9 protein-coding genes are annotated in these 17,523 nt (G+C 64.9%); 8 read left to right on the forward strand and 1 reads right to left on the reverse strand.

All coding sequences use genetic code 11. The features are described 5' to 3' along the window. Positions 1–105 precede the first annotated feature (105 nt). The 8 genes from argH (at position 106) to AC3WJE_RS02865 (ending at position 15,877) form a co-directional block, all read left to right on the forward strand. Positions 106–1,401 (forward strand): argininosuccinate lyase, encoded by a 1,296-nt coding sequence (gene argH / locus AC3WJE_RS02830; protein WP_493729265.1) that lies wholly within the window; start codon positions 106–108, stop codon positions 1,399–1,401. Position 1,402: 1 nt separating this feature from the next. Then, entirely contained in the window at positions 1,403–1,771 is a 369-nt protein-coding gene (locus tag AC3WJE_RS02835; protein ID WP_493729266.1) for a cupin domain-containing protein, read from the forward strand. After that, a complete protein-coding gene (locus AC3WJE_RS02840; protein WP_493729267.1) occupies positions 1,768–2,025 on the forward strand; it encodes a YciI family protein in 258 nt (85 codons plus the stop codon). Before AC3WJE_RS02835 ends, AC3WJE_RS02840 begins: the two co-directional genes overlap by 4 nt. Positions 2,026–2,044: 19 nt before the next feature. Beyond that, complete coding sequence (proB, locus tag AC3WJE_RS02845) at positions 2,045–3,199, forward strand: glutamate 5-kinase (RefSeq protein WP_493729268.1); 1,155 nt, start codon at positions 2,045–2,047, stop codon at positions 3,197–3,199. A gap of 115 nt (positions 3,200–3,314) precedes the next feature. Further along, entirely contained in the window at positions 3,315–4,571 is a 1,257-nt protein-coding gene (locus AC3WJE_RS02850) for a glutamate-5-semialdehyde dehydrogenase (protein WP_493729269.1), read from the forward strand. Between the two features lie 177 nt (positions 4,572–4,748). Next, a complete protein-coding gene (locus AC3WJE_RS02855) occupies positions 4,749–6,662 on the forward strand; it encodes a CocE/NonD family hydrolase (RefSeq protein WP_493729270.1) in 1,914 nt (637 codons plus the stop codon). Between the two features lie 408 nt (positions 6,663–7,070). Beyond that, positions 7,071–15,653: a glycoside hydrolase family 94 protein gene (locus AC3WJE_RS02860; RefSeq protein ID WP_493729271.1), complete on the forward strand. Its 8,583-nt coding sequence runs from the start codon at positions 7,071–7,073 to the stop codon at positions 15,651–15,653. After that, positions 15,650–15,877 (forward strand): hypothetical protein, encoded by a 228-nt coding sequence (locus tag AC3WJE_RS02865; protein ID WP_493729272.1) that lies wholly within the window; start codon positions 15,650–15,652, stop codon positions 15,875–15,877. Before AC3WJE_RS02860 ends, AC3WJE_RS02865 begins: the two co-directional genes overlap by 4 nt. A 232-nt stretch (positions 15,878–16,109) precedes the next feature. On the opposite strand, the gene AC3WJE_RS02870 is transcribed toward AC3WJE_RS02865, so the two are convergent. Beyond that, positions 16,110–17,246: a sensor histidine kinase gene (locus tag AC3WJE_RS02870; protein WP_493729273.1), complete on the reverse strand. Its 1,137-nt coding sequence runs from the start codon at positions 17,244–17,246 to the stop codon at positions 16,110–16,112. Positions 17,247–17,523: the final 277 nt, after the last annotated feature.

Below are 17,523 nucleotides of genomic sequence, written 5' to 3' on the forward strand. Positions count from 1 at the left end.
GCCGCGATGGGCTTTACCGGTAAAGCCCATCGCGGCTGAAGCCGCTCCTACATAAAGCTTGAAGAATCCTTGTCGGCCGTGGCCGGCACCGCAGGAGAAACACCGATGGCAAACCTGTTGTGGCAGAAACCCGGCGTTGCGGTCGACGCCAAGATCCAGGCCTTTCTGGCCGGCGACGATGTGATCCTGGACCGTGAGTTCTTCCTCTACGACATCGCTGCCAGCAAGGCGCATGCCGAAGGACTGCAGCACATCGGCATCCTTTCTGCTGACGAACTGGCTGGCCTGCTGCGCGAGCTGGATGTATTGGCGGACGACTATCGCAATGGCGCCTTCGTGCTGGACGAGCAGTACGAGGATTGCCACTCGGCGATCGAGTTCCGCCTGACCGAGCGCCTGGGCGATGCCGGCCGCAAGATCCATACCGGGCGCAGCCGCAACGACCAGATCCTGGTCGCCACGCGGCTGTGGCTGAAGGACAAGCTCGCCCGCGTGGCCACGCTGAGTCGCGAGATCGCCAAGGTCGCGCTGGATCGTGCCGAGGCTGAAAAACAGCTGCCGATTCCCGGCTACACCCACATCCAGCGCGCCGTGGTGTCCTCGGCCGGCATGTGGTGGGCGGGTTGGGCCGAGGCGTTCATCGACAACGCGATCCGCGCCGCTGACACGCTCAAGCTGGTCGATTGCAATCCGCTCGGCACCGCCGCCGGTTACGGCGTCAACCTGCCGCTGGATCGCGCCCACACCACCGCCGCGCTTGGTTTTGCGCGGATGCAGGTCAGCCCGATCTACGCGCAGCTCTCGCGCGGCAAGTTCGAGTTGGCTGCGCTTGAGGCGTTGAGCAGCGCCACGCTGGATCTGCGCCGCCTGGCCTGGGATCTGTCGCTGTTCACCAGCGGCGAGTTCGGCTTCGTCGCGCTGCCGGCGCAGTACACCACCGGCAGTTCGATCATGCCGAACAAGCGCAACCCGGACGTGATCGAGTTGATGCGCGCGACCCATGCGAGTGTTGCTGCCGCACGCACCGAGATCGAGCAGTTGCTGTCGCTGAGCTCCGGTTATCACCGTGATCTGCAGAACAGCAAGGGCGCGATCGTGCATGGCTTCGGTCGTGGATTGGCGGCGCTGGAGCTGTTGCCGGCGCTGCTGTCCAACCTGGACTGGCGCGAGGACAAGCTGCGCGCGGCGATCGATTCGGGCATGTATGCCACCGACGTGGCAGTCGAGGCCGCCGTGGCAGGCGTACCGTTCCGTGAGGCCTACAAGGCGGCTGCGGCGGCTTCCGATACGGCTGGGCAGGGGCGTACGCCGGAAGGCAGCCTGGCGGCGCGCGTGTCGCCGGGTGCGGCGGCTGATCTGCAACTGGATGTGCTGCGCGCGCGTTGGCAGGCGCTGGGCTGAAATGAACACTGTCAGCACCGCCAACGCTGAGCACTATGTATGGGGCGGGAGCTGCGATGGCTGGCATCTGCTGCGCGGTGACGACCTCAGTGTGATCGAGGAACGGATGCCGCCGGACAGCCGCGAGCAGCGCCATTTTCATTGCAGTGCCCGGCAGTTCTTCTACGTATTGGAAGGTCAGGCGGTGCTGGAACTGGAGGGTGTGCGTCATACGCTGCAGGCAGGGCAGGGATTGCATGTGCCGCCTGGCAGCCCGCACCAGATGTGCAACGTAAGTGATCGTGATGCCCGTTTTCTCGTGGTGTCTGCGCCACGCAGCCACGGCGATCGCATTCCCGTCAGCGTCGATAGCGAAGGAGCCTCCAAATGAAGCACTACCTCGTACTGGCGATGCGCAAACCGAACTTCGATGACGCCGTGGTCGCACCGCACCTGGCCTTCCTCGACGAGCTGCGCGCACGCGGGCTGCTGGTGTTGACCGGTGGTTTCAGCGACAAGAGCGGCGGCGCCTACGTGCTGAAGAACGTGGACAGCCTGGAGCAGGCGCGCGCGATCGTCGCGAACGATCCGCTGGCGATCCAGGACTCATCCGAACTCAGCGTCTACGAGTGGAACGTCCACTGATTCCCTACAGGCCCTTGCCATGACCGATGTTTCCGCCCGCATTGCCACGCCGTTCTCTGAGCAGTTGCTGCCGCCGTGGCGGCGCGCGGTGCTCAAGGTCGGCAGCAGCTTGCTGGCGGCCGATGGTGGCGGGCTCACGCCGCGTTTCGCGCTGGGGTTGGCGCAGTTCGTTTCGGCCAACCTGGTGGCGGGGCGCGAGCTGGTGATCGTGTCCTCCGGCGCGGTCGCGGCCGGCCGCGCGATCCTGCCGAAGGCGGCTGAAGCCGGCGCGGCGATGGCGGCACGACAGGCGCTGGCGGCACTCGGGCAGGCGCAGTTGATCGCGCTGTGGCAGCGCTTTTTCGAACGTCCGGTGGCGCAGGTGCTGTTGACCCACGACGACCTGCGCAACCGCCGTCGTTACCTCAATGCCCGTGCCACGCTGACCGAGTTGTTGTCGCTGGGGGCATTGCCGGTGGTCAATGAGAACGACACCGTGTCGGTGGACGAACTCAAGCTCGGCGACAACGACAACCTTGCCGCGATCGTCGCCGCGTTGGTCGATGCCGATGCGTTGTTCATCGCCACCGACATCGACGGGCTGTACACCGCCGATCCGCGCACCGACCCGCAGGCGCAGCCGATGCAGGACGTGGCCGAGCTGACCTCCGAGGTACTGGCGATGGCCGGCGGCAGCGGCAGCAAGGTCGGTACCGGCGGCATGCGTACCAAGCTGGAAGCGGCGGCCAAGGCCGGCGCGGCGGGCATCGAAACCTATCTGTTCAATGGTCGCAGTGCCGAGGTGGTGCGCGGACTGGCGCAGGGCCATCTGCGTGGTACCCGCATCCGTGCAGGCAGCACTCGCATTGCTGCGCGCAAATATTGGCTGCGGCATGCGCCAGTGGAGCCGGGCGCGATCCTGGTCGACGCCGGCGCGGCCAGGGCGCTGCGTGAGAAAGGCGCCTCGTTGCTGCCAGGCGGAGTGCTCGGCGCGGAGGGCGATTTCCGCCGGGGCGACATGGTCGAGGTGCGAGTGCGCGAGAAGGGCGAGCAGCGCGTGGCGCGTGGCGTCGCCCAGTACTCCGCGCTGGATGTCCGCCGCATCGCCGGCCTTCACTCGCGCGACATCGAATCGCTGCTGGGTTACAACTACGGCGAGAACGTGATCCATCGCGACGATCTGGTACTGCTGTGAGCACTTTCTTGTGGGAGGGACTTCAGTCCCGACGGGCATTGCCGGTAAAGCGCCGGGACTGAAGTCCCTCCCACAGTTGTCGCTGGATCCTATTGAATCGATTTGCGAGTACGCCATGACCTCAGACATCAAGATCCTCGCCCTGCAATGCCGTGACGCGGCCCAGACGCTCGCCACGCTCTCCACGGATGCCAAGCGGACGCTGCTGGAGTCGATGGCTGCGGCATTGGAAACCGACGCCGACGCGATCCTTGCCGCGAACACGAAGGACCTGGATGCGGCACGTGAAAAGGGCACCGGCAGCGCGATGCTGGACCGTCTCGCACTCGATCCGAAGCGGTTGGCCGGCGTCGCCGCGGCATTGCGCGAGGTTGCGGCGCTGCCTGATCCGGTCGGGCAGGTGACGCGTGAGGACGTGCGCCCGAACGGCATCCGCGTGCAGAAGGTGCGCGTGCCGCTGGGCGTGATCGCGATGATCTACGAGGCGCGTCCGAACGTGACCGCCGATGCGGCGGCGCTGTGCATCAAGGCCGGCAACGGCGTGATCCTGCGCGGCGGCTCGGAGGCGATCCATTCCAATACCGCGATCGCCGCCTCGCTGAAGCGGGCATTGGCCGCGGCTGGCGTCCCGGAGGCCGCACTGACCCTGGTCACCGATCTGCGCCGCGAGACGATGCTGGAACTGCTGCAGCTCAACGACATCATCGATCTGGCGATCCCGCGCGGCGGCGAGGGCTTGATCCGCTTTGTCGCCGAACATGCGCGGGTGCCGGTGATCAAGCATTACAAGGGCGTGTGCCATCTGTTCGTGGATGCCTCGGCCGACCTCGATCTGGCGGTGCGGTTGCTGGTGGACGGCAAGGTGTCGCGCCCGGCTGCCTGCAACTCGCTGGAGACGTTGCTGGTGCATGCCGATATCGCGCCGGTGTTCCTGCCGAAGGCGGCGCAGGCGCTGCGCGACCACAAGGTCGAGCTGCGCGGCGACGATGCGACCCGGGCGCTGGTGCCCGACATCGCCCCGGCCACGGACGAGGACTACGCCGCCGAATACCTGGATCTGGTACTGGCGATACGCGTGGTGCCGGATCTGGAGGCCGCGATCGACCACATTCGCCACTACGGTTCGGACCACACCGAGGTGATCGCCACGCGCGATGCCGGCAATGCCGAGCGCTTCGTGCAGGCGCTGCGTTCGGCGGTGGTGATGGTCAACGCGTCCTCGCGCTTCTCCGATGGTGGCGAGCTGGGGCTGGGCGCGGAGATCGGCATTTCGACCACGCGCCTGCATTCCTACGGCCCGATGGGCCTGGAGGCGCTGACCGTGGAGCGCTTCGTGGTGCGCGGGGAAGGGCAGACCCGCAATATTCCGTAGGTATCCTGTAGGCATCTCGTAGGATGCGGCTTCAGCCGCGATGGGGCGTTCCCAGGAACGCCCCATCGCGGCTGAAGCCGCTCCTACGAGAGAATGCGCATACGCCCATGGCTTTCGTCACGGTAACGATGGCCTCTTGACTGGCTAGACTCTGCAGGTTCCCTCCGGAGTCCGCCCATGTCCGCTCTACGTCCGCTCGTCCTGGCGCTCGCCTGCGCCGCCCTGGTTCCTGGTGCCTTTGCCCAGACCGCACCGATGACGCCGGATGTCACCGGCAAGCCGTTCGTCGCGCCTGACGCCGCCAACGATTACGTCAAGCACGAGGTGATGATCCCGATGCGGGACGGCGTCAAGCTGCATACCGTCATCGTCATGCCGAGGAATGTGCACAACGCGCCGATCCTGCTTACGCGCACGCCGTACGACGCCGATGGTCGCGCCGAGCGGTTGCTGTCGCCGTACATGAAGGATCTGCTGCCGCAGGGCGATGACGTGTTCGTTGCCGGTGGCTATATCCGCGTATTCCAGGACATTCGCGGCAAGTACGGCTCGGAGGGCGATTATGTGATGACCCGGCCGCTGCGCGGGCCGCTCAACGACACCCCGGTCGATCACGCCACCGACGCCTGGGACACCATCGACTGGCTGGTCAAGAACGTGAAGGAGTCCAACGGCAAGGTCGGCATGATCGGCTCGTCCTACGAGGGCTTCACCGTGGTGATGGCGCTGACCGATCCGCATCCGGCGCTGAAGGTCGCCGCGCCGGAAAGCCCGATGGTGGATGGTTGGATGGGTGACGACTGGCTCAACTACGGTGCCTTCCGCCAGATCAATTTCGATTACTTCACCGGCCAGCTCACCAAGCGCGGCAAGGGCACCTCGATTCCCCGTGCCGGCTATGACGAATACAGCAACTTCCTCGCCGCCGGTTCGGCCGGCGACTACGCCAAGGCGGCAGGTCTGGAGCAACTGCCGTGGTGGCACAAGCTGACCGAGCATCCGGCCTACGACGCGTTCTGGCAGGAGCAGGCGCTGGACAAGGTAATGGCGAAGACGCCGCTGAAAGTGCCCACGATGTGGCTGCAGGGCCTGTGGGACCAGGAGGACATGTACGGCGCCAACCACAGCTATCAGGCGATGGAAGGCCGCGACGTCCGCAACGACCGCAATTACCTGGTGATGGGGCCGTGGCGGCATAGCCAGGTGAACTACAACGGCGCCTCGCTGGGCGATCTGAAGTTCGACGGCGATACCGCGTTGCAGTTCCGTCTCGATGTGCTCAAGCCGTTCTTCGACCAATACCTCGTCGATGGCGCACCGAAGGCCAACACGCCGCCAGTGCTGATCTACAACAGCGGTGCCAACCATTGGGACCGGCTCTCGAAGTGGCCGCTGAGCTGTGAGCAGGGCTGCAGCGCGAAGTCCAAACCGCTGTACCTGGGGGCCGGTGGCGCGCTCTCGTTCAATGCGCCCAAGGCCGGGCAGGGCGAGTACGAGGAGTACGTGTCCGATCCGGCCAAGCCGGTGCCGTTCGTGCCGCGTCCGCTGAGCTTCGGCGATCGCGACATGTGGACTACATGGTTGGTCAAGGACCAGCGCTTCGTCGATGGCCGCCCGGACGTGCTGACCTACATCAGCGAGCCGCTGACCGAGCCGATGCGCATCGCCGGCGTTCCCAAGGTCAACCTGCAGGCTTCCACCAGCGGCACCGACAGCGATTGGGTGGTCAAGCTGATCGATGTCTATCCCGAGCAGAACGCCAGCGATCCCAAGCTTGGCGGCTACGAGTTGCCGGTGTCGCTGGCGATCTTCCGCGGCCGTTACCGCGAGAGCTTCGAGCATCCCGCGCCGCTCGCCGCCGACCAGACGTTGCAGTATCGCTTCGATCTGCCCAACGCCAACCACACCTTCGAGCGTGGTCATCGGGTGATGGTGCAGGTGCAGTCCAGCTTGTTCCCGCTGTACGACCGCAATCCGCAGACCTACGTGCCGAACATCTACTTCGCCAAGCCGGGTGACTACCAAAAGGCCACGCAGCGGGTATGGCACACGCCGGAGCGGGCGAGTTTCATCGAATTGCCGGTGCTCTGAGCCAGCTGCTGGACGCCTGCCACCGCCGTGCATGACGCGGCGGTGGCAGGTACGAACAGTCGCGTTTTTCGGCGCGTTCAGATGATGATGCAAAGCGGCGCGGAGATCGGCTGAATTCGACGCGATTGCGTCATATGACAGCGACTTTCCTCGCTGCCTGGCACAAGGCTCCAACTTTCGAAGGGAAAATCTCTTCACGCCCGAAATCGCACTCGGGCGCATGATCGAGCCATGACGGCCTTCAGGCCGTGCAGGTGATCAATCATGCATCTTCACTGGCGGGCGCTTCGCTCCCGCGTCAGGTTGCAGGTGCAACGGTGGCGTTTGCGGCGAACACGCGTTATCGCTTCGGCTGCTCCGTTGGCCGACCGCGAGCCTCTACGAGCCACGCTATTCAGCGCAGAACAGATGGAGCTGCACGGGCGGGCATTGGCTGCCGCGCACCGGATCAGCCAGGGCCCGTCGAGTGGGCGGCTTCTGCTTGAATTGAACCGCAACGAGGCACAGCTCAACGCCGCTGCGGCGATGTTGGCGCGCATGGTGCGCGATGAGGTGCGGATCAATCCGGCCGGCGAATGGCTGCTGGACAACTATTATCTGGTCGAAGAGCAGGTGCGGATGGCGCGCCGCCATCTGCCTGACGGGTACAGCCGCGAGCTGCCGAATCTGGGAAGCGGGGCTTCGGCGGGGCTGCCGCGGGTGTACGACCTTGCCAGCGAAGCGATCGCGCATGGCGATGGCCGTATCGACGCGGCAGTACTCAGCCGCTTCGTCGCGGCGTACCAGGCCGTCACACCGTTGACGCTGGGCGAGTTGTGGGCGATTCCGATCATGCTGAGATTGGCGCTGATCGATAACCTGCGACGCATGGCGGTGCAGGTCATGAGCGATGGCGAGGATCATCGCCTGGCCAGCGGTTGGGTGCGCCGCCTGAATCAGACGGCGGCGACAAGCCCCAAGGGCGTGGTGCTGGTGGTGGCCGACATGGCGCGCTCTGATCCGCCGCTGTCGGGCGCGTTCGTGGCGGAACTGACGCGTGGGCTGCAGGGGCGCGGAGCGGTACTGTCGATGCCGACGGCATGGATCGAGCAATGGATCGCCGAGGCCGGTCACAGCGTCGAAGGGCTGATCCACGCGGAGAGCCAGCGCCAGGCCGCGGACCAGGTATCGATCAGCAACAGCATCGGCAGTCTGCGTTTTCTGGATCATATGGACTGGCGCGAGTTCGTCGAGACCATGAGCGTGGTCGAGCAGATCCTGCGCCAGGACCCGGCGGGGATCTACGCCGGGATGGATTTCGATACCCGCGACACCTATCGGCATGTGGTGGAGCAAATGAGCCGGCGTGGCCACGTCGATGAAGCGCGCGTGGCCACGTTGATCCTGCAGTTGGCGCAGCGGCCTCCGGCGTGGGGAATCACCCGGCATGTGGGCTATTACCTGGTCGATGACGGACGCGCACAGGCGCAGGTGTCGATCGGCAATGAGGCACCGTTGTCCGCACAGCGGCGCAAGATCAGGTTGCCGCCGCTGCGAACGTCGATGACGTGGTACCTGCTGCCGATCGTATTGCTGGCGGCCTGTTTCAGCCTGGGGTTGCTGTGGCCGCTGCACCGGATCGGACAGCACCATGCCGTACTGATCTGGTCGCTGGCTCTGCTGGCGCTGGTGGTGTTCAGCGAGCTGGGCGTTGCGCTGGTCAACTGGTGCGTGACGCTGCTGATGCCGCCGCGTGCATTGCCTCGCATGGATCTGTCTGCCGGTATCCCGGCTCATTGCCGTACATTGGTGGTGATCCCCAGTCTGATCGGCAGCCTTGCCGAGGTGGATGCGCTGGTCGAAGCGCTGGAAGTGAGGTTCCTGGCCAATCGCGACAGCTATCTGCATTTCGCCCTGCTCACCGATTTTCTCGACGCGCCGCAGGAGACGATGCCGGGCGATGCCGGGATGGTGGAGCACGCCGCGCGGCATATCGAGCAGTTGAACGCGCGCTATTCGCCCGAGCATGGCAATCGCTTCTTCCTGCTGCATCGTCCGCGGCTTTGGAATGCCGCCGAGCATTGCTGGATGGGATGGGAGCGCAAACGCGGCAAGTTGGCAGCGCTGAACCGGCTGCTGCGCAGCGATCGTGACGACGACCATTCCGCGTTGGGGTTCCAGCGTGTCTGCGGTGCGACATCGGTGCTGGCCAATGTCCGCTATGTGATCACGTTGGACAGCGATACCCAGCTGCCGCGCGATGTCGCACGCGAACTGGTCGCCTCGATGGCGCATCCGTTGAATCAGCCGCGAGTGGATGAGGCCACGCGCCGGATCGATCGCGGCTACGGCATCCTGCAGCCGGGCATCGGCACCAGCATGAGTGGCGGCCAGGAGTCGCGCTATGCACGCATGTTCGGCAGCGAGCCCGGCATCGATCCTTACACCGGCACGGTATCGGACGTGTACCAGGATCTGTTCGGCGAAGGCTCTTTCATCGGCAAGGGCATCTACGATGTCGATGCGTTCGAACGGGTGCTCGCCGAGCGTTTTCCGGACAACCGCATTCTCAGCCACGATCTGCTGGAGGGGTGCTATGCGCGCGCCGGATTGATCAGCGACGTGCAATTGTTCGAGAACTATCCCGCCCGCTATCTCAGCGACGCCCGTCGACGATCACGCTGGATACGGGGTGACTGGCAGCTGTTGCCGTGGCTGTTGCCGTGGGTGCCGCTGGCCGATGGTGGGTACGAGCGCAATCCGTTGTCCTGGCTGTCGCGCGGCAAACTGCTCGACAACCTGCGGCGAAGTCTGGTGCCAGCGGCGACCGTCACGCTGTTCGCATGCGGCTGGCTGCTGTCACCGACACCGCTGGCGTGGACGCTGTGGCTGCTGGCGTTGTGGGTCGCACCGGTGCTGCTGCCTTCGGCGTATACGGCGCTGCGCAAGCCGGTCGATTCGACGTTGCGGATCCATCTGCGCCAGGTTGTCGCCAATACCGGGCGGCAACTGCTGCGCGCCGCGGTGAGCGTCGCCTGCCTGCCATACGAGGCTGCATTCAGCCTGTTGGCCATCGTCCGTACGCTGTGGCGGATGACCTGCAGCCATCGCCATCTGCTGCAGTGGAATCCGTCCAGCGAAGTGGAGCGGGCCTTGCGCTCAGGAAGACACGCGGAGTGGTGGGCGATGGCGATCGCGCCGCTGGTCGCGCTGGGCCTGGTGGCCATGTTGTGTCGGCTGGCCCCCATGGCGCTGTGGACCGCGGGACCCTTGCTGCTGGGTTGGGGCCTGTCGCCGTGGCTGATGGCGTGGCTGGGACAGCCACCGCCATCGCGCGGCGCCTGGCTGGCGCCGGCGCAACTGGTGTTTCTTGGGCGGCTGGCGCGGCGCACCTGGGATTTCTTCGCCACGCATCACAACGAAGACGACCATTGGTTGCCGCCGGACAACATCCAGGAATACCCGGTGGCGATGGTGGCGCATCGCACTTCGCCGACCAATATCGGATTGTCGCTGCTGGCCAATCTGGCGGCCTACGATCTGGGCTATCTGCCTGCCGGCGAGGTGGTCGAACGTACCCGGCGGACGCTGGCCACGCTGGAATCGCTGCCGCGCCATCGCGGCCACTTCTACAACTGGTACGACACGCAGACGCTGCAGGCGCTGCCGCCGCGCTATGTCTCGACCGTGGACAGCGGCAATCTGGCCGGCCACCTGCTGACGCTGCGGCAGGGGCTGCTGGCGATGGTCGATGCTCCGGTGATCGTGCCGCGCCTGTTCGACGGGCTCGGCGACACCTTGGGCGTACTGCAGGAAGCCGCCGCCGATCATGCGCAACTATCAGAGCCGTGCGAGCGGCTCGGCGATCAGTTGGCGAACCTGAGCTGGCAACCGGCGCGGACGTTGGCGCAGATCGAGGTTGCATTGTCTGGACTGTGCGGTAAGGCCGAGCTGATCCTCACCGCGGCGGAGGGCGGTGGCGAGACGTTGTTGCGATGCGCACAGGCGCTGGTGGATGACTGCCATGCCGCGCAGACGGAACTGCGTTATTGGCTGCCGGGTTCAGTTGATGTTGATGGCGGAACGGGCAGGCCCGACGCACATGTGGCGGAAGAGGGCGTGACGGTTCCGACACTGCGTCAGCTGCGCGAGCAGAGCGATGATGCGCCGCTGCGCACGCGTGCCGGCGAACGCATCCAGCAGTTGGAGCGGCTGGCCCATCTGGCGGGCCAGTTCGCGCAGATGGAGTACGGCTTTCTCTACGATCGCGCCCGCCATCTGCTGTCGATCGGCTACAACGTGGACGAGCGGCGCCTGGATGCCGGGCAGTACGACCTGCTCGCCTCCGAAGTGCGGCTATGCAACTTCGTGGCGATCGCCCAGGGCCAGTTGCCGCAGGAGAGCTGGTTCGCGCTGGGACGGTTGATGACCGAGATCGAGGGCGGTGCCGCGCTGCTGTCGTGGAGCGGCTCGATGTTCGAGTATCTGATGCCGCAGCTGGTGATGCCGAGCTATCCGGATACCTTGCTGGATCGCACTGCACAGCAGGTGGTGCGCGCGCAGATCGGTTACGGCTCGCGCCACGGCGTGCCGTGGGGCGTGTCCGAGTCCGGCTACAACGCCGTCGATGCGCGGCTCAACTACCAGTACCGCGCATTCGGCGTGCCCGGGTTGGGAATCAAGCGCGGCCTCGGCCAGGATCTGGTGGTGGCGCCTTACGCCAGCACGATGGCGTTGATGGTCGCACCGGTACCGGCGTGCCAGAACCTGCAACGGCTTGCGGAAGAGGGCTTCGGCGGTCGCTTCGGCCTGTACGAGGCGATCGATTACACCCCGGCGCGGGTGCCGCGCGGGCAGGAGCACGTGGCGGTACGCTCGTTCATGTCGCATCACCAGGGCATGGCGCTGCTGGCGCTGGACTATCTGCTGTGCGGGCAACCGATGCAGCAGCGCTTCGTCGCCGATGCGCAGTTCCAGGCCACCTTGCTGCTGTTGCAGGAGCGCGTGCCGCGTACCGGCCTGTTCCGTCCGCAGCAGGTCGAGGGCGTCGGCAGCCGCAGCACGGCGGTCGATACGGAAACCCCGTTGCGCATCATCCGCGACCCGGACCGCAGCCGCCCCGGTGTGCAACTGCTCTCCAATGGCCGCTACCACGGCATGCTGAGCAGTGCCGGCGGCGGCTACAGCCGACAGCGCGAGATGGCGGTCACGCGCTGGCGCGAGGACAGCACGCGTGATCACTGGGGCACGTTCTGTTACCTGCGCGACGTCGACACCGGCGAGGTGTGGTCGGCGACGCATCAGCCGACCTGTGTCGAAGTGGAGGGTTACGAAGCGATCTTCTCCGACGCCAAGGCCGAGTTCCGTGGCCGTCACCAGGGCTACGAAACCCATCTGGAGATCGCGATCTCGGCCGAGGACGACGTCGAGTTGCGCCGGCTGCGGATCAGCAACAGTTCGCGCCGTCGCCGCGTCATCGAGATCACCACCTACGCCGAAGTGGTACTGGCGCCCGCGCTCGCCGACGAGCTGCATCCGGCGTTCGGCAATCTGTTCGTGCAGAGCGAGATCCTGGCCGACAAGCAGGCGTTGCTGTGCACGCGGCGTGCGCGTGCGCATGACGAAGTCGCGCCATGGATGTTCCATCTGGTTGCGGTGCACGATGCCGACATTGGCGCGATTTCCTACGAGACCGATCGTGCACGCTTCCTGGGCCGTGGCCGCAGCCCACGCATGCCGCAGGCGCTGGTGACCACTGAAGTGCTGTCTGGAACCGCAGGATCGGTACTCGATCCGATCGTGGCGATCCGCTGTCGCATCGAGCTGGCGCCGGAGCAGCGCGCACAGATCGACATGGTCTACGGCGTCGGCTCGGATCGCGAGGCCTGTGCAGGGCTGGTCGACAAGTATCGCGACCGGCGTCTGGCCGATCGCGTGTTCGACCTCGCGCTCACCCATAGCCAGGTCGTGCGTCGCCAGATCAACGCATCGCAGGCCGACGCACTGCTGTACGAGCGGTTGGCAGGGCTGGTGTTGTACACGCACCCCTTGCTGCGTGCCGAGCCGGAGTTGCTGGCGCAGAACCGTCGCGGCCAATCCGGGTTGTGGGGGCATACGATTTCCGGCGATCTGCCGATCGTGCTGCTGCGCGTGACCGATACCGACAACATCGAACTGGTCCGGCAGATGGTGCAGGCGCATGCCTATTGGCGCCTGAAGGGCCTGCGTGCGGATCTGGTGATATGGAACGAGAGTCAGGCCGGCTACCGGCAGCAGTTGCAGGACCAGATCGTGGGCATGGTCTCGGCCGATCCAGAGGCCAACGTACTGGATCGCCCCGGCGGCATCTTCGTGCGCGCGGCCGAGCATATTTCCGACGAGGACCGCATCCTGCTGCAGACCGTGGCGCGCGCCATCGTCAGTGACCGGTACGGCAGTCTTGCGGCACAACTGGATCGATATCCGGCGATGGAATATGCATTGCCGGCGCGGTTGCCAACTGAGAGGCCGCGCGAAACGACATTGCTCGGCAGCCCGGACGTGGCCGCAGGCATGCCGCAGGTAGGTGCGGGTGCCGATGTGTTGCTCGCAGCCGACCCCGGCCAGCCCTTGTTCGACAACGGACTTGGCGCATTCGCCGCTGACGGTCGCGAGTATCTGATCGAGCTGGGCGAGGGCAGCACGCCGCCGGCGCCGTGGTCGAACGTGATCGCCAATGCACAGTTCGGCAGCGTTCTCAGCGAGAGCGCGTGCGGCTACAGCTGGATGGAGAACGCCCACGAGTTCCGGCTGACGCCCTGGCACAACGACCCGGTTACCGACAGCGTCGGTGAAGCGTTCTACCTGCGCGACGAGGACACGGGGGCCGTGTGGTCGCCGACGGCGCTGCCTTGTCGTGGCAGCGGCAATTACCGCACCCGGCATGGCTTCGGCTACAGCGTCTACGAGCATGTCGAGGGCGGCATCGCGAGCGAACTGTGGGTGTATGTCGATCTGCAGCACCCGATCAAGTACTCGCTGCTGCGGCTGCGCAATCTGTCAGGACGGGCGCGCCGGCTCAGTGTCACCGGTTATGTCGAATGGGTGCTGGGCGACATCCCGGCGCGCTCGCGGATGCACGTGGTCAGCGAAGTCGACATGCCCCGTGGCCTGGTGACTGCGCGCAATTCGTACAACAGCGACTTCGAAGGGCGGGTCGCGTTCTTCGATGTCGATGCGGACACGCGCAGTTTCACCACCGACCGCAGCGAATTCCTTGGCCGCAACGGCCACCTGGGCGCGCCAGTGGCGCTGCTTCGCGAGCGCCTGTCGGGCCGCCATGGCGCGGGCCTGGATCCGTGCGCAGCGTTGCAGGTGCCGATCGCGCTGGCGGCCGGGCAGGTATTCGAGACGGTGTTCCGGCTGGGAGCCGAGCGCAGCGCAGAACAGGCCGTCCAGCTGGCCGAGGCCACGCGCGGCAGCGAGCACGCGCACCGGGCATTGAAAGAGGTGCGCGACTACTGGAGCGTCACCCTGGACAGCGTGCAGGTCAGCACGCCGGATCCGGCCGTGGACCTGCTCGCCAATGGCTGGTTGCTCTATCAGACCCTTGCCAGCCGTTACCTGGGACGCAGCGGCTATTACCAGTCCGGTGGCGCATTCGGCTTCCGCGATCAGTTGCAGGACACGATGGCGCTGGTCCATGCACAACCGGCGTTGAGTCGTGCGCATCTGCTGTTGAGTGCCGCACATCAGTTCATTCAGGGCGACGTGCTGCACTGGTGGCATCCGCCGCAGGGGCGCGGTGTGCGCACCCGCTGCTCGGACGACTATCTATGGCTGCCCGTCGCGGTGTGCCGTTATGTCGAACTCAGTGGCGACCGCGCGGTGCTCGACGAGCAGGTGCCGCTGATCGATGGCCGCCCACTGGCTGGCGAGGAGGAGTCGTATTACGACCTGCCACAAAACACAGGCGCGTCGGAGTCACTGTATGCGCATTGCGTGTTGGCGCTGCGTCGTGGCTGCGAAGCGAGTGGCGAGCGCGGACTGCCGTTGATCGGCAGCGGTGACTGGAACGATGGACTCAACCGGGTCGGCATCGGTGGTCGCGGCGAGAGCGTCTGGCTGGGCTTCTTCCTGTTCGATGCATTGCGCCGCTTCACCTCGCTCGCGATCACTCGCGGCGACACGGACTTCGCCGGCTACTGCACGGTCAATTCGCAGCGGCTGCGTGACAACCTGCGGCAGCATGGCTGGGACGGGGAATGGTACCGCCGCGCCTGGTTCGACGACGGAACGCCGTTGGGTTCAAGCGGCAGCGACGAATGTCGTATCGATTCGATCGCGCAAAGCTGGTCGGTGCTTTCCGGTGCCGGCGATGGTGAGCGCAGTCGGCAGGCGATGGATTCGTTGCATCGCTATCTGGTGAGGCCGCAGGCCGGTGTCGTGCAACTGCTGGATCCTCCGTTCGACCACACGCTCCACGACCCTGGCTACATCCGTGGCTACGTCCCCGGTGTGCGCGAGAATGGCGGCCAGTACACCCACGCGGCGGTGTGGGCGGCGATGGCCTTCGCCGAACTCGGTGACAGTCGTCGAGCGTGGGAACTGACCGACCTGATCAATCCGATCCACCACGCGCTGGATGCGGCGGCAGTCGAGCGCTACAAGGTCGAACCCTACGTGCTGGCAGCCGATGTCTATGCGGTGGCGCCACACCAAGGTCGTGGTGGCTGGACCTGGTACACCGGCTCGGCCGGCTGGATGTACAGGCTGCTGACCGAATCGCTGCTGGGCCTGCATCGCGAAGGCGAGTGGCTGTCGTTGCGACCGTGCATTCCTGCGTCGTGGGACGGCTATCGCATGCGTTATCGCTACGGCGGCAGCGTCTACATGATCGAAGTGCTGCAGGTTGATGTCGCAAAGACCCGGTTGGAACTCGATGGTCTGGCACTGCCCGACTTGCGCTGCCCACTGCGCGACGACGGGCACCAGCACCAGGTCGTATTGCATCTACCGAGGCCGACGACATGAACAGCCGTGCGGAACTGGACCAGGAACTGGATCACCTGGAGGGAATGCTGCCGGTGTGGCTGGAGAAGCTGCGTCACCAGAGTCAATTCTGGCCGCAGTTCGATGTGCTCGCCGACGAGATCGTCGGTCACAGCGACCAGGTCGACCTGGCGCACGTGCGGAAGCGCCTGGAACAGATGCTCCAGGACAATCACATGCAGCTCGATCGATGGCCACGACCGTGATCATCGCGTGACCGTATGACGGGCGGGTGCCTGTGTGCGGCGTGGTGGTTCACCAGATGTTTTGCCGGGCAGCGCGCGATATCTCAATGCTCCAACGAAAAGAAGGGCGCGTTGCCAGCACTCCCCTCCTCATGCACACATACAGGCCTTTCGAGCCAGCGTGGCCCGTTTGTTGTTATCTCAATGTGCGGGCTTGTGGGGATGAAAAAGCCGGGAAAAACCTGCAGCAAGCTTATGCATCAATGACATGGCGCGGCAGGTCGATGGTGAAGATGCAGCCGGTACCCGGTAGATCGCGGACACTCAGAACACCGCCGTTCACCTCGATGCCATGGCGGGCGATGGAAAGTCCCAGGCCCAGGCCGCTGCGATTCTCGTTGTTCTGGAAGAACGGGGTGAACATCCTCTCCACGCTTCCCTTGGGCAGTCCGCCGCAACCATCCTCCACATCAATGAGGATGCGATCGGCCACGGCGTAGGCGTTAAGCGTGACCTCGCTGTGCTCATGCGAGAACTTGAAGGCGTTCTGCAGAAGATTGCCGATGGCGGACAGAAGCAGGTCGCGATCCACATCCACGGCCAAGTTCGATTCGACCTCCGATACGGTGAATGAGCAGCTCGCGGCCTGCGCCTGCAGCGAAGCGGAAAGTTTGACTTCAGCCACGATATCGGCGAGCGGGAACAGCTGATTCTGCGGAGGCATGCCGGCGGTCATCCGTACTTCCGCCAATGATCGGTCTATCAGATGGGAAAGGCCTATCAGGGCGCCGTCCAGTACGCGGCCGGTGGCGCCGTTCAACCCTACGTTGCCCTGCTTGATGATTGAAAGCGCCAGCGTGGCAGTGCCGAGCTGATTGCGTAGCTCGTGAGCGAAGTAGCCAAGCTTCTCGTTCAGTGCGACCGCCTGCTTTTCCGCAATGATGGAATCGCGCTGATAGCCAAACTCGGTGACTGCACTTGCGATGGCGTTGTCGAGGCAGCGATTGAGCGTTCTGAACTCGTCGGTTTCGATTTCTTCGCCCCGTTCGAAGGCCAGGTCCGAAATCGATTGGCACAGGTCGCCGTAATCGTGAACCACCTCATCGACAGTGAAGCCATGCAGCAGCAGTTCCTTGCCGTGCAACGCGGCCGATTCGCTTATTTCAGACAGGCCTGCCTGTCCACCTCCCGGTGGCCCGGATACCTTTCGGCTGCGTTTGGGTTCGGAGGTTCTTTCGACCTTCAGCGTCTTGATGAGCTGGTCGAGGAAGAGGGTTACGCCATAGTGCGATTCTTTCCGCGGCACCGCGGCGAGTTCCCGTTGTGCAATCTTCGCCCGACATCTGGCAATCAGCTCGATGCGATTGTCGGTGAGGAATTGGTGCATCATCGTCCCACGATACGCTCGTTATCACGTCCAGAATGCGACTTAATGGGAGAGATACTCGCCAACGGCATGTGGTGGTAGCGACCTGATGATGGGGGCCTTTCACCCGCGCGAAGCTCCGGAGGTCGGTATCCGACGCTGCCGGGGAGCTTGCTCCGGGAGGGAGGGAAGGGCCGAGGCCCCGTGCTGATCGCGCTCGTGCCTTCGGATGGCCGGATGTCGAACACAAAAAAGCCCGGAAAACGTTGGTTTTCCAGGCTTTCTGTGACCTCGTGAAACT

Source organism: Pseudomonas sp. GW821-FHT07E12 (assembly GCF_058986605.1).